The following is a 12,941-nucleotide window of genomic DNA, read 5'->3' on the forward strand; positions in this document are numbered from 1 at the left end:
ATGAACGCGATGGACGGGTTCATGGAGAACGCCCAGGGCCACATGGTGCCCAGGGAACAGGTGAAGGAAATCGATTTCGAGCGCCACAGGCTGGTCATGGAAAAGGTCGCCAAGGTGCAGGCCATGCGCGCGGACTTGGCGAAGCTCAAGGCCGAGATCATGGATGATGTCGGCGCGTTCGTGGAAATGTCCTGCGAGCAGTACGGGGCCAAGCTGGGCGGCAACAAGGGCAACGTCACGCTGACCTCGTTCGACGGCAGGTTCAAAATCCTGCGGTCCGTTGCCGAGCACATCACCTTTGACGAGCGCCTTCAGGCGGCAAAAGCCCTGATCGATGACTGCCTGCGCGAATGGACCTCCGACAGCCGTACCGAACTTCGGGCCATCATCAATCAGGCATTCCGAATGGACAAGACGGGCAGGCTCAACACGGGTGCCATCCTGGCCTTGCGCCGTCTCGACATCACCGACGAGCGCTGGGCGCAGGCCATGCAGGCCATCGGCGATTCCATCCAGATCACCGGCACCAAGGCATACGTGCGGGTCTACCAGCGCAACGACGCGGGCGGATACGACAACATCCCGCTGGATATCGCGGCGGTCTAGGGAGGAGCGCAGCATGGCCAGACAAACCAAGAGCACCGACGCCAACGCCGGACTGATCAAGGTGATCCACGTCGGCAAGCGCCAGCTCGGGCTGGACGATGACACATACCGGGCCATGCTGCGCGCCGCCACGGGCAAGGAATCCACCAAGGGCATGCGGCGCGGCGAACTGCTGGCGGTCATGTACGCAATGAAGCGGTCCGGGTTCAGCGTGTCCAAGCCCGACGTGACCGACTACTCGCCGCAGGCCAGCAAGATTCGCGCGCTGTGGCTGGAACTCCACGCAGCAGGCGTGGTCCGCAACAAGAGCGAACGGGCGCTACTGACCTACGTGAAGCGGATCACCGGTGCGGAGAAGATGGAGTGGTGCACGCCCAAGCAGCTTCAGGCGGTCATTGAAACCCTCAAGGCATGGGGCGACCGCGTGGAAGACGAGGCCGCCAGGGCGAAGATCGCGGCCATCGCCGAGGAGGCAGCATGAGCAGGTTCACCCAACGCGGTTGCGAACTCCTGAAGGACGTAGAGGATACCGTGGAGGCCACTACCCAGCGGGAATTGCGCATCCGTGGCCTGCTGGAACGCAAAGACTTGGCCGGTCTTCCCAAGGACCTTGGGCGCGTCATCGCTGACCGCCTGGCCGAAGAGTGGGGCGGCCAGAACGTCTACATCCCGATGGACTCCGCGCGCCGCAACGCCCGCCTGTACAACGAGTTCACCGGCGACAACGTCCACGACCTGGCCAAGAAGTACCGACTGTCTGTCGCCCGCGTGTACTCCATCGTGGCTGACGAACGCACCAAGCGCCGCATGCCGCAACTCCGCCTGCCGATGTCGAGTTGACAGGACCACGCCAGACCGTGCAGGAATGGGCCTCATCGGCCCAAAACGATAGGGGGCTTTCGGCCCCCTTCGTTATTCCGCGATGCGGAAGCATATTCCATGCGTCTCGTCCCGATATGTCCCGGATGGTCCCGACTCATCCCGGTTATATCACACCCACTGCCCTAGTTATCTCACACGTCGTCACCCTCCCCCGCAAGAATGTGGATTTGCCAACAGTCTGAACCAGGGTTGGCTTGAACCTGTCTTTAAAACCCGTTGTAGCAGACGCGGTCGTCGTATTCGACCTGCTTGCCCTTGTTCCACTGGGACACGGGGCGGTAGTAGCCCACGATGCGGGTGTACACTTCCGTGGCCTGGCCGCAGTCGGGGCATTCATGCTTTTCGCCTTGCAGGTAGCCGTGGTCCTTGCACACCGAAAAGGTGGGGGTGACGGAAAGGTACGGCAGGCGCGTCTGGGTAAAGGCCTTGATGATGAACTTCTTCAGGGCCTTGGTGTCGGCCACGGATTCGCCGAGGTAGGTGTGGAACACCGAGCCGCCGGTGTACAGCGGTTGCAGCTTGTTCTGGTGATCCAGCGCGGCGAACACGTCTTCGGTCATGCCCACGGGCAGGGCGGTGGAGTTGGTGTAGTACGGGGTGCCGTTGCCGGAGGCCTTGATTTCGGAATAGAGCGACTTGTCGATCTTGGCCAGGCGGTAGCTGGTGCCCTCGGCGGGGGTGGCTTCCAGATTGTACAGGGTGCCGGTTTCTTCCTGAAAGCGCGCGGTCAGGTTGCGCAGGTGGTTCAGGGTGCGCTGCATCAGCCGCACGCCCGCCTCGGTTTCGATGCCCTTGCCCAGCAGGTTCTGGCAGGCCTCGTGGCCGCCCACCAGCCCGATGGTGGAAAAGTGCCCGGCAAAGCCGTTCTTGAGGTACCGGCGCGACCACGGGAACATGCCGCGCTCAAGGTTGGCGGTGACCAGCTTGCGCTTGAATTCCAGCGAATCGCGGGCCAGCTCCGCGTATTCGGTCACCATGTCCAGAAAGTCCTCTTCGCCCTGGGCAAGGTAGGCCAGCTTGGGCAGGTTCAGGGTGACCACCCCGATGGACCCGGTCAGGTCGCCCGCGCCGAACAGCCCCCCCACCTTGTTGCGCAACTGCCGCAGGTCCATCTGCAACCGGCAGCACATGGAGCGCACGTCTTCGGGGTTGAGGTTGGAATTGATGAAGTTCTGGAAGTAGGGCGCACCGTACTTGGCGGTAAGCTTCAGCAGCAGGTCGCCGATCTCCGAATCCCACGGAAAGTCCTTGGTGACGTTGTACGTGGGAATGGGAAAGGAGAAGATGCGGCCGTGGAAGTCGCCGTCCAGCATCACTTCCAGGAAGGCGCGGTTCAGCATCTCCATTTCCGGCGCGTATTCGCCGTAGACGGAATCCTTGTATTCGCCGCCGATGATGATGGGCTCGGTGGCGATGTGCTTGGGCGGCACCAGGTCGAAGGTCAGGTTGGTGAACGGGCTCTGGCCGCCCCAGCGCGAGGTTGTGTTCAGGTTGAACACGAACTTCTGCATGGCCTGGCGCACCTGCTTGTAGGTCAGGCCGTCGTTGCGCACGAAGGGGGCGAGGTAGGTGTCCACGTTGTTGAAGGCCTGGGCTCCCGCCCATTCGTTCTGCAACGTGCCGAGAAAATTGATCATCTGGCCCATGGCGGTGTCCAGATGCTTGGCGGGCCCGGCGCTGGACCGGTTTTCCAGGTTGAACCCTTCCAGCAACAGGTCGCGCAGGCTCCAGCCGGCGCAGTAGCCCGCAAGGCCAAAGGACAGGTCGTGGATGTGGAAGTAGCCGTGGTCGTGGGCCTGGCGCACTTCTTCCGGGTACTTCTCCAGCGCGTACTTGGCCTGCAGGGTGCCGGAAAGGTGCAGCATCAGGCCCTGGAACGAGTGCGTCATGTTGGCGTTCTCGTTCACGCGCCAGTCGGCTTTGGTGAGGTAGTTGTCGATGGTCTCGGAAATGTCGAGGAAGGCGGCCTTCTGCTCGCGCAGGGTGCGGCGCGTTTCGCGGTAGATGATGTACCGCTTGGCCACGGCGTACAGGCGCGATTCCATCAGCACCTGTTCCACGGTGTCCTGCACCTGTTCCTGCTCGGGAATCTCGCAGTCCGCGAGCTTCAGCTCCACCCTGTGGGCGATGCGCTTGGAGAGCAGCGGGTCCTTAATGCCGTTTGCTTTCAGGGCCTTCAGGATGGCTTCCGCGATGCGGTCCGTGGACCACGTCTCCAGCCGTCCGTCGCGTTTCAGAATCTGCTTCGGCATGCTTCCTCCGGGGGGGCACGTAATCCTGTATCTTCAGGTCGAATCCGGCGGGAAGCTGGCGGCGGGCCGCTTCCACGTCGTCATCGGAAAGCACGGGAACGCGGGTGAGGCGAAACATGAACGCGTCGGGTTGCGCCTGGGCCAGCGCAAAGATGCGCGAAAGCGCGGCGCGGGCCTCGTCCGGGCTGGTGGTCCCGCCGGACAGGCGCGGGTAGAGGGCGAAGGGCCCCTTGACATCGATGGAGAAGGCGTCGGCCAGGCCGTCGCGCAGCAGCAGTTCCACCACGTCGGGGCGCAGGCCGTTGCTGTCCACCTTCACGGGCAGGCCGAAGCGGCGCAGATCGCGGAGCATGTCGGCGAAGCCCTCGACCATGGTCGCTTCCCCCCCGGTCACGACCACGCCGTCCAGCCAGTGGCGGCGGGCTTCGATGTACGCTTCGATGGCGGCGCGCGAAAGCACGGGCAGGGTGTCGGCATGCCAGGCCAGCTGCCAGTTGTGGCAGGTGGGGCAGCGCATGTTGCAGCCGCCCAGAAAGACGACGCAACTGCTGTAGCCGGGCCAGTCGCAGAGGCTCAGGCGCTCGAAGCCATGCACGTGGTTCCATGCGGAGGACATGACGGGAAGTATCCTTGTCCGGGCGGCGAGTGCCCGTGAACATGAATGGCCTTCATGATGACGCGATTGCGGCGTGCGCGGGCGTTTCGGGCCATCATGAAAGTGTCTAGGAAAAATTTAACCCATCGGGTTAGTTCGGTCCGAAGCCTACTGCACCCCTATTTTTTTGTATAGTGGGGTGTTTTGGAAAAGCCAGTCCTTAACCCGTTAGGGGGTGGAATACCGGGCTATTTTTTCCCGGTTTTGGACCTTTGCGTCGCTGTCTGCGAGCCGACATTTTTGTCTTTCCACAGTCTGCGCGCCGCACGTTCCGCATGTGGCGCGCGGATGGTCCGGCATCCCCTGTCGAGCCGCTGTCGCCCGTGAAGAAGGGGTGTGATTATAGGTGGATGGTTTGTTGAAGGCGTGCTGTGAAAAAACGTGCGCCGCCGGAGTGCGGCGGCGCTGTGCACAGCAAGGGGGATGCGGTGTGGACAGGCTGGCTGTGGAAAGCTGCCGTGCGTTCCCGCACGTGGCCGTGGCCTGGCCCCCTGTCCGGTCCTGTTCGACGCTGTCCGCCCTGTAAGGCCCTGTAAGGCCCTGTAAGGCAGGACCGGCGAACTATTCGAAGCAGAACTCCACGGTAAAATCTCCGTGCGGGGTGCCGAAGGGGATGGCGATGATGGGCGCCTTGGTGACGTGGCTGATGGTGTGTCCATCCCCCATGATCACCGAGGGGGTGGCCCCCTGGAAGGTCATGCCCATTTCGGCAAGGCCCGCGCGGGCCTGGCCGGAGATCATGTTGGTGACCTCGCCCACGGCGTCCTTGATGTCCTGCACGATGTCCTGGATGTCGTCGCCCAGCATGGCCTTGACCAGGGCAATGGCGCACTTCTTGGTGAAGGTCACCGAGATGGTGCCGTTCTTGTGCCCGGTGATGCCGATGACGGCAGACACGTCGCCCTTGGCCACGTTGTTCTTCTTCACGTACGGCACGCCAGCCGTGGGGGTGATGCCCGCCATGGTGGACAACACGTTGATGGTGGCCGCGATGAAGGGCTTTGCGACTTCGATGCCGGTGCTCATGGTATGGCTCCTTGGCGGTAGGGCGCGCCCCGCGCAGCGTGGTGTGCGGTGGCGGCGCATTGCACAGACTACTGGAAACGGCCGGGGGCCGTCCAGTGCCAAGGCATGAGATTCACGGCAAAAGCCGGAAAACGCGGCGGGTGCCGCAAGGTAGGTGGGCGGGCTGTAGCGTGGCGCGCGGTGGGTGCATCGCATGTGCGTGAAATGCATCGCAGCGATGCTGAAGGGGCAGCGCGCGCGCGGCCAGAGTGGCGCAATGCGGCATGTGCTGCCGAGTGGATGCGCCAAGGCGTGCCGGGCCAGCCCGGAAGCTGGTGAGTCAGCCGCACGGGCCGGGTGCGGTCGGGTGCGGTCGGACGCGACGGGGGAGCAGAGGGGCGCGACATGCGCCCCCGGATCTACTGCGGGGCTCGTGCGCCAGCTTCGGTGCGGGCGGCGTTCAGGTTGCCCTCAATGGTGGCATAGACGCGGTGCCCGGTGCCTACCTTGGCCTCCAGATGGGCCAGCGCGGCGGAAAAATGGGCCACGGCTTCTTCGGTGCGGCCGCGCAGACGGCAGACCAGCCCGAGATTGTTGCGGATCTTGGCCTCGAAGCCGGACAGTCCCAGGGACATGGCCTGGCGCAACGCCTGCGAGAGCAGGAAGTCCGCGTTGGCGAGGTTGCCTTCCGAAAGGGCCTGCATGCCCTGCCTGTTCAATGCGCCGATGCGGCTTGCTGCGCACATGGTCGTATCCTCGTAGTGGTCAGATGGCGTGATGCGCGGCCTGCGTGCCTGTATTTTGCCGCGCATCACGCTAGTCTGTATGTATCGGGGTACGCTGATCCGTCACGGGGGCGCCGCCGCGATCCCCGGCCGGGATGCGCCGGGCGGGTCGCATCCCTGTGCTTCGCGGGGTGGGCCGGGGGTCGCCAGCGGCGCCTCGTCGTGCCGAAATCTAGTTGGCGGGCTCCAGCGCCTGGCGCAGGGTGGAAACGCCGCAACTGTGCAGCATCTGCACGGGAATGCTGTTGGCCTTGGCGTGCTGCACCACCTCGCGCTTGGCGGCGTGGGATATCTTGTTGGTGAACACGATGACCAGGTCCGCCTGGCCGAGCTTGTCGGCGATGCGGTTTTCCTTGCCGGTGAACACCTTCAGGTCCACGCCGCTGGCAAGGGCGGCATTGATGTAGTCGCGCTTCAGTCTGTCCATTCCGCCGATCAGTGCTGCGCACATGGGAGGCTCCTTCCGACGAGTCTCGCGTCGTTTCGTCCTGTTTAATGAAAACGATTTTCATTGTCAATGATGCGGTGTGATGTTTGGTGCACATGGCCACGGGGGCGGGGGTGTTGTTCAGCTTTCCAGGGGTGCTGCAGGGCGGAAAAAGGAGCGTCTGGAATGGCGACGCGAACAGTCTGTGGCGTGCGGGGCCGCACGGTGGCGTGGCGAGGGAACGGCGAGGGCGGGCGAACGGCGCTGCCCGCGATTACTCGTGTCAGGTCGAACGCATGCGGGCCGCCCGTTCCGGCAAGAAGGGGCGGCCCGGGCGCTAGGCGGAAAAGGGGCAGGGGAGGGAGGCGCGGGGCTATTCCTCACGCCATTCGATACATTCCACCGGGCAGGTGGAGATGGCGTCTTCCACGCACTCCGCGGTGGTGTTCGGGTCGATGACCTCGGCGTATTCGCCCGCGCTGGACATTCTGAACGCCTCGGGGCAAAGTTCGACGCACGATTCGCACGCCATGCATTCGTCCTGATCGAGGTACAGGTATTTCGCCATGGTGGCCTCCTTGGGCTGTTTGCCACATGGTATAGCATGGCCGTAGCGTCGAGCACAACGGGCGGGGGGCGCGGCGTCCCTCGCGGCGGAGGCAACCCGGTGTCACCCAAAGGCGACGCGCGCCAGACGCGCGAATTTCTGGCGCGAGCCAAGGCATATTTCCATCGGCACGACGTGCCGCGCGCACTTGCGGCCACCGCAGCCGGCGTGCAGGGCATTGCGGACGGCGGCATCGTAGGGCGCGACCTGACGGAACTGCACGGCGCGCTGCGCGAGATGGTGCAGTTGCTTTCGCGCGACGAGGACGTGAAGGCCCGCGCCGCGGCCATTTCGCCGCGCGGCCTGGTCTTCGAGAAGGGGGCCGAAAAACAATTGCTGGGCACCCTGGCCCGCATCCTGCGCTCCATGCGCGACGAGCAGGAGCAGGAGTCCTACGAGCAGGCCATCGCCCGCAAGCAGCAGCTCGACAAGCTGCTGCTGCACGGCAGGCGGCTGCTGGAGCACAAGAAGGTGGCCGAGGCCGACGAGGCGTTCACCGAGGCCATGGGCCACTATCGTAACGAACACCGCCTGTTCCTGTTGATGGGCAAGGCCATGCTGGAGGCGGGCGAGCCCAAGCGGGCTCTGCGCCACCTGCGCAAGGCCATGGAAGTGGACCCGGACAAGGAACAGGCCAGGCGAGTGCACGACACGGCGCTGGCCCGCAGCAAGGGCGAACCCGACCCGGCCTGAGGCGCGGCAGGGCCGGACGGCACCCGGGAGGCCGACCCGGCGGGCGCGGGTTGCGCACGGCATGACGCCCTCATCCGCGAGACAGTTTTCGCGGATGAGGGCGTCATGCCGTTGGCGCGCGGGCTGCACCAACCCGTGCGCCCGTCAGGAGTGGGCACGGGCGGGTAGTTCCGGTAGCTGGACAGTCGCCAACCAACCGCCGCGTGGCGGCGCGAGGGGCAGCGAAACCCTTCTTGCGGCCGGAAGCCCGGCCTAGAGGTTCAGCAGGCGGGCCACCCGCTCCGGGTCCAGCGAGCGGTGCGCGTCGCTCGACGGGGCGGACAGCATGTCCATCACGGAGCTGTAGGCCTGGTCGGCCTCGGCGGTGGGAACGGCGACGGCGCTGGTCTGCACGCCCTGCGCGGCCTGTCCTGCCAGCCCGGCCTGTCCGACCTGTCCGGCGGTGTCGAGCGCGCTGCGCTTGGTTTCGGTGGTCTCGCGGGCGCGGGTCAGCAGCGCGTCGATGCGCGAGAAGGAATCCTGCGAAAGGGTGGTGATACCCGTGGTCCCCGTGGTCATGGCGGCCTCCTGGAAGTTTTTTCCGTCTGCCCGCGTCATTCTGCAAGGGCCGTGCAAACGGGCCATGGCGTCGGGATTCCGGCACGGGTGCGCCACCCTCGGGCATGAGGGCGCGCGCGGTCCGGCGGCGCACCCGCTCCGCCCCGCACATCTGCCGCGCGTCCAGTCACCCGCCTAGTCCCCCGCCCGTTCCTGCGGCCCGTTCCTGCCCCCCGTCGGTGTCGCCAGTGCGTGTCGTCCGTCGGTGTCGGTGATCCGGCTGTCCGGGATTGCGGTCCGGGCCGCTTTGGGGTAGGCGAAGCGGCGCGCCACGGTTGCGTTTCCGCCCGAACGCGCTACACTTGCATCCATGTGCGCCCCGTGTGCGTCCTCCTTGTCTCCGGCGCGTGCGGGCAGGCCCTTGCCAGCCCCTGGCCCCGGGCGTTCCGGGGCGGGGCGCGCCACCCTCGCCCTGTTCCTTCCGGAAGCGGCATGACCCAGAATTTCCTGCTGTTCGACATCGGCAACACCAACGTCAAGATCGGCATCGCGGTGGAAAGCGCGGTGCTGACCTCGTACGTGCTGCCCACCGACCCCGGCCAGACGGCCGACTCCATCGGCCTGCGCCTGCTGGAGGTGCTGCGCCACGCCGGGCTTGGTCCGGCCGACATTTCGGCCTGCGTGGCCAGTTCGGTGGTGCCCAGCGTCAATCCGCTGGTCCGCCGCGCCTGCGAACGCTACCTGTACCGCAAGCTGCTGTTCGCGCCCGGCGACGTGGCCATCCCGCTGGAAAACCGCTACGAGCGCCCGGCAGAGGTGGGGGCCGACCGGCTGGTGGCCGCCTATGCCGCCCGGCGGCTGTACCCCGGCCCCCGGTCGCTGGTTTCCGTGGATTTCGGCACCGCCACCACGTTTGACTGCGTGGAGGGCGGCGCGTATCTTGGCGGTTTGATATGTCCCGGCGTGCTTTCGTCCGCCGGGGCGTTGTCGTCGCGCACGGCCAAGCTGCCGCGCATCAGTCTGGAAGTGGCGGAGGATACGCCGGTCATCGGCCGTTCCACCACCACCAGCCTGAACCACGGGTTCATTTTCGGCTTCGCCGCCATGACCGAGGGCGTGCTGGCCCGCCTGGGCGACGTGCTGCCCGGCCCCACCGAGGTGGTGGCCACGGGCGGGTTCGCCCGGGACATCGCGCGGGTGAGCCGCTGTTTCGACCACGTAAGGCCCGACCTGCTGCTGGAAGGCCTGCGGTTGTTGTATCTTGAAAGCGGCACCCGCTAGGGCCACGCCATCGCCCCTCCATTCCGGGCCGGGGCGGGGCCGGGCGCGGGCCGCATCCGACAATAGACATTCCGACGACCGAAACCCGACGAACATGAAAGGACCAAGGAGATGCAGATGAGCACCATCGTATCCGTCTGGGCGAGGGAAATCCTTGACTCCCGCGGGAATCCCACCGTCGAGGTGGAAGTTTCCCTTGAATCGGGCCACACCGGCCGCGCCGCCGTGCCTTCCGGCGCCTCCACCGGCACCCGCGAAGCGCTGGAAATGCGCGACGGCGACAAGGGCCGTTACAAGGGCAAGGGCGTGGAGAAGGCCGTGGACAACGTGATGGGTGAAATCGCCGAGGCCACCGTGGGGCTCGACGCCCTGCGCCAGGTGCAGGTGGACAACACCCTGCTCGACCTCGACGGCACCGACAACAAGTCGCGCCTGGGGGCCAACGCCATGCTGGGCGTATCCCTGGCCACCGCGCGGGCCGCGTCCAGCTTCCTGGGGCTGCCGCTGTACCAGTACCTGGGCGGCGTCAATTCCAAGGTGCTGCCCGTGCCGCTGATGAACATCATCAACGGCGGCGCGCATGCGCCCAACAACCTGGACATTCAGGAATTCATGATCATGCCCATCGGCGCGGCCACCTTCCGCGACGCGCTGCGCATGGGCGCGGAGACCTTCCATACCCTGAAGGCGCTGCTGGCCGCCGACGGCCACGTGACCAGCGTGGGCGACGAGGGCGGCTTTGCCCCCAACCTGAAGAACCACGACGAGGCCTTCCGCTACATCATGAAGGCCATCGAGGAAGCGGGCTACATTCCCGGCGCGGAAATCGCGCTGGCCATCGACGCCGCCGCGTCCGAGTTCCACAAGGACGGCAAGTACGTGCTGGCGGGCGAGGGCAAGAACCTGTCCAATTCCGAGATGGTGGAATGGCTGGGCGAGTTCACCACGCGCTACCCGCTGATCTCCATCGAGGACGGCCTGGCCGAGTCCGACTGGGACGGCTGGCGCGAGCTGACCTACAAGCTGGGCGACACCATCCAGTTGGTGGGCGACGACATCTTCGTGACCAATCCGGACATCCTGGCCGAGGGCATTGACGAGGGCGTGGCCAACTCCATCCTCATCAAGCTGAACCAGATCGGCACGCTGACCGAGACCCTGGACACCATCGAGATGGCCAAGCAGGCCGCGTACACCACGGTGATTTCGCACCGTTCGGGCGAGACCGAGGACCACTTCATCTCCGACCTCGCCGTGGGCCTGAACGCCGGGCAGATCAAGACCGGCTCCCTGTGCCGCAGCGACCGGCTGGCCAAGTACAACCAGCTGCTGCGCATCGAGGAAGACCTGGACGACACGGGCATCTACTTCGGGCCCATGATGAGCGCGCACTTCGGCTTCGAGGAAGAAGGCGAGGACTAGCGCACGCTTGCGCGATGACGGGGAGGGGGTCTGCGAGGCTCCCTCCCTTTTGCTTTCGGGCGGGGGGAGAAAGGCGGGAGGAGGGAAGAGGGAAAGGCGGGGAGAGGCCCTGCCTGTGTCCCAACGCGGGGAATACGCGGCAAAACCCGCTATTCGGGTGCTGGCGGCGTCAGTGGCCATTTTCCCTTGGTCACGTACGGCAGAGCGCGTTGCGGTCGCCATCCGTAATGTTCGCAAGCTCACATAACGGCTGCCGCACGCTCCCTTCGGGAAAACGTCCCCTTCCTTGCCAGCCTCCGCATTTCGTAGTTTCACCCGTCTTTCCCGCACCCGCCGTCCGCGCGGAGGACCGCGCGGAGTATAAGGAAGAAAGGCAGTTCGACAGAAGAAAGACTGGTGGAGACAGGAAGGCACCGTGCTGCGGCGTGGCCCGTCACGGAGAGACGGCGGGCCTTGCGTGTGTGAGCCGGTCTGCCACTGCGATGCCTTTGTAAAGATATTTCAGTTTGAGCCCCACCCTTGAAAGGGGGACCGGGGGAGCGTGCTCCCCCGGCGGGGCACGGGGCAGAGCCCCGACTTCAAAACACTGCCTGCTCTCCCGCGGAGAAACAGGGCAGCGACACATGGCGGATGCGACCGGGACGCACAACAGTGCCGGGCAGCGGAATCAGACAGGCGGCGCGCACGCGCGCCGGATTTCGGGAGGTGGAGACATGGTGCTGCTTGACGGCAAGGCGACGGCTGCGGCCATTCGCGCGGAGCTGAAGGAAGAGGTGGCGGCGGGTCTTGCGGCGGCGGGCCGCGCGCCGGGCCTTGCGGTGATTCTGGTGGGCGACGACGGGGCCTCGCAGGTGTACGTGCGCAACAAGGAGCGCGGCTGCGCCGAGGCGGGCATCCGGTCCGAGGCGTTTCGCCTGCCTGCGGACACCGCGCAGGAGGCGCTGGAGGCGCTCATCGACGACCTGAACGGGCGCGAGGACATCGACGGCATCCTGCTGCAACTGCCGCTGCCCAAGGGGCTGAACAGCCAGCGTTGTCTGGAGCGCATCAGCCCGAAAAAGGATGTGGACGGCTTTCACCCCGAGAACATGGGGCGGCTGGCGCTGGGCCTGCCGGGCTTTCGCCCGTGCACTCCGGCGGGGGTGATGACCCTGCTGGAGCGGTACGACCTTTCGCCTTCGGGCAAGAAGGCCGTGGTGGTGGGGCGCAGCAACATCGTGGGCAAGCCGCTGGCGCTGATGCTGGGCGCGCCCGGCAAGTACGCCAACGCCACGGTGACGGTGTGCCATTCCGGCACGCCGAACCTTGCCGAGGAATGCCGCCGGGCCGATTTCCTGTTCGTGGCGGCGGGGCGGCCCTGCCTGATAACCTCGGACATGGTCAAGCCCGGCGCGGTGGTGGTGGACGTGGGCATTCACCGCACCGAAGAAGGGCTGGTGGGCGACTGCAAGTACGACGACATCAGCTGCATCGCCTCGGCCATGACGCCGGTGCCCGGCGGCGTGGGTCCCATGACCATCGCCCAGTTGCTCGTCAATACCGTGATCTCGTGGAAGGCCCGCACCGGCATGGCCGGGTAACGGGGATTCGGCGCGGGGGTGATGCCGGGGCAGACCGCCCGGCAGGCCCCGCATGCGCGAGGCTCTTTAGGGCCGCGTGGCACAGCCGCGCGGCCCTTTCGCATGCGCGGGCCACCGCCGCAGGGCAGTTCCTGCCGCCTCGCGCCCGTTTTCATGCGCCGACGTCTTTACATTCCGCAATGTTGCGAAATATTGCCCAACGCTGGCAC

Annotated in this window: 14 protein-coding genes; 7 read left to right on the plus strand and 7 right to left on the minus strand. The window is 65.7% G+C overall.

What is annotated here, in order from left to right:
• Genes RVX_RS02750 through RVX_RS02760 form a run of 3 tightly spaced genes read left to right on the plus strand, consistent with a single transcriptional unit; the run spans position 1 to position 1,446 of the window.
• The gene (locus tag RVX_RS02750; protein ID WP_420192320.1) at positions 1 to 606 is read left to right on the plus strand and encodes a DUF3164 family protein; all 606 of its coding nucleotides are present in this window, start codon (positions 1 to 3) and stop codon (positions 604 to 606) included.
• Between the two features lie 13 nt (positions 607 to 619).
• Positions 620 to 1,087, plus strand: coding sequence for a gp16 family protein (locus tag RVX_RS02755; protein WP_420192319.1), 468 nt, complete (start codon positions 620 to 622; stop codon positions 1,085 to 1,087).
• On the plus strand, positions 1,084 to 1,446 hold the full coding sequence (locus tag RVX_RS02760) for a Mor transcription activator family protein (protein WP_420192318.1): 363 nt from the start codon (positions 1,084 to 1,086) through the stop codon (positions 1,444 to 1,446). Before RVX_RS02755 ends, RVX_RS02760 begins: the two co-directional genes overlap by 4 nt.
• A 248-nt stretch (positions 1,447 to 1,694) precedes the next feature.
• Here the strand turns inward: RVX_RS02760 and RVX_RS02765 are convergent, their stop codons facing one another.
• From RVX_RS02765 to RVX_RS02790, 6 genes are all read right to left on the minus strand, one after another.
• The gene (locus RVX_RS02765) at positions 1,695 to 3,740 is read right to left on the minus strand and encodes a ribonucleoside triphosphate reductase (protein ID WP_116307774.1); all 2,046 of its coding nucleotides are present in this window, start codon (positions 3,738 to 3,740) and stop codon (positions 1,695 to 1,697) included.
• A complete protein-coding gene (locus RVX_RS02770) occupies positions 3,640 to 4,356 on the minus strand; it encodes a radical SAM protein (protein ID WP_116307775.1) in 717 nt (238 codons plus the stop codon). Before RVX_RS02770 ends, RVX_RS02765 begins: the two co-directional genes overlap by 101 nt.
• A 600-nt stretch (positions 4,357 to 4,956) precedes the next feature.
• Positions 4,957 to 5,421 carry a chemotaxis protein CheX gene (locus tag RVX_RS02775; RefSeq protein ID WP_116307776.1) on the minus strand — a complete coding sequence of 155 codons (465 nt, stop codon included), beginning with the start codon at positions 5,419 to 5,421 and terminating at the stop codon, positions 4,957 to 4,959.
• Positions 5,422 to 5,819: 398 nt separating this feature from the next.
• Entirely contained in the window at positions 5,820 to 6,146 is a 327-nt protein-coding gene (locus tag RVX_RS02780; RefSeq protein WP_043609158.1) for a tetratricopeptide repeat protein, read from the minus strand.
• Positions 6,147 to 6,357: 211 nt separating this feature from the next.
• Positions 6,358 to 6,636, minus strand: coding sequence for a DUF2325 domain-containing protein (locus RVX_RS02785; RefSeq protein ID WP_116307777.1), 279 nt, complete (start codon positions 6,634 to 6,636; stop codon positions 6,358 to 6,360).
• A gap of 349 nt (positions 6,637 to 6,985) precedes the next feature.
• A complete protein-coding gene (locus tag RVX_RS02790; RefSeq protein WP_012612933.1) occupies positions 6,986 to 7,180 on the minus strand; it encodes a ferredoxin in 195 nt (64 codons plus the stop codon).
• 99 nt (positions 7,181 to 7,279) lie between these two features.
• Between RVX_RS02790 and RVX_RS02795 the strand changes: the two genes are divergently transcribed.
• Complete coding sequence (locus RVX_RS02795) at positions 7,280 to 7,912, plus strand: tetratricopeptide repeat protein (protein ID WP_116307778.1); 633 nt, start codon at positions 7,280 to 7,282, stop codon at positions 7,910 to 7,912.
• A gap of 252 nt (positions 7,913 to 8,164) precedes the next feature.
• Here RVX_RS02795 and RVX_RS02800 read toward each other — a convergent pair whose 3' ends face one another.
• Positions 8,165 to 8,470: a hypothetical protein gene (locus tag RVX_RS02800; protein ID WP_116307779.1), complete on the minus strand. Its 306-nt coding sequence runs from the start codon at positions 8,468 to 8,470 to the stop codon at positions 8,165 to 8,167.
• Between the two features lie 471 nt (positions 8,471 to 8,941).
• On the opposite strand from RVX_RS02800, the gene RVX_RS02805 reads away from it, so the two are divergent.
• The 3 genes from RVX_RS02805 to folD all read left to right on the plus strand — a co-directional run bounded on the left by RVX_RS02805 (position 8,942) and on the right by folD (position 12,732).
• Positions 8,942 to 9,730, plus strand: coding sequence for a type III pantothenate kinase (locus RVX_RS02805; protein WP_116307780.1), 789 nt, complete (start codon positions 8,942 to 8,944; stop codon positions 9,728 to 9,730).
• 117 nt (positions 9,731 to 9,847) lie between these two features.
• On the plus strand, positions 9,848 to 11,152 hold the full coding sequence (eno, locus tag RVX_RS02810; protein ID WP_116307781.1) for a phosphopyruvate hydratase: 1,305 nt from the start codon (positions 9,848 to 9,850) through the stop codon (positions 11,150 to 11,152).
• 713 nt (positions 11,153 to 11,865) lie between these two features.
• Positions 11,866 to 12,732 carry a bifunctional methylenetetrahydrofolate dehydrogenase/methenyltetrahydrofolate cyclohydrolase FolD gene (gene folD, locus RVX_RS02815; protein ID WP_116307782.1) on the plus strand — a complete coding sequence of 289 codons (867 nt, stop codon included), beginning with the start codon at positions 11,866 to 11,868 and terminating at the stop codon, positions 12,730 to 12,732.
• Positions 12,733 to 12,941 lie beyond the last annotated feature (209 nt).

Origin of the sequence: Nitratidesulfovibrio sp. HK-II (genome assembly GCF_003402415.2) — a bacterium.
Classification (GTDB): domain Bacteria; phylum Desulfobacterota; class Desulfovibrionia; order Desulfovibrionales; family Desulfovibrionaceae; genus Cupidesulfovibrio.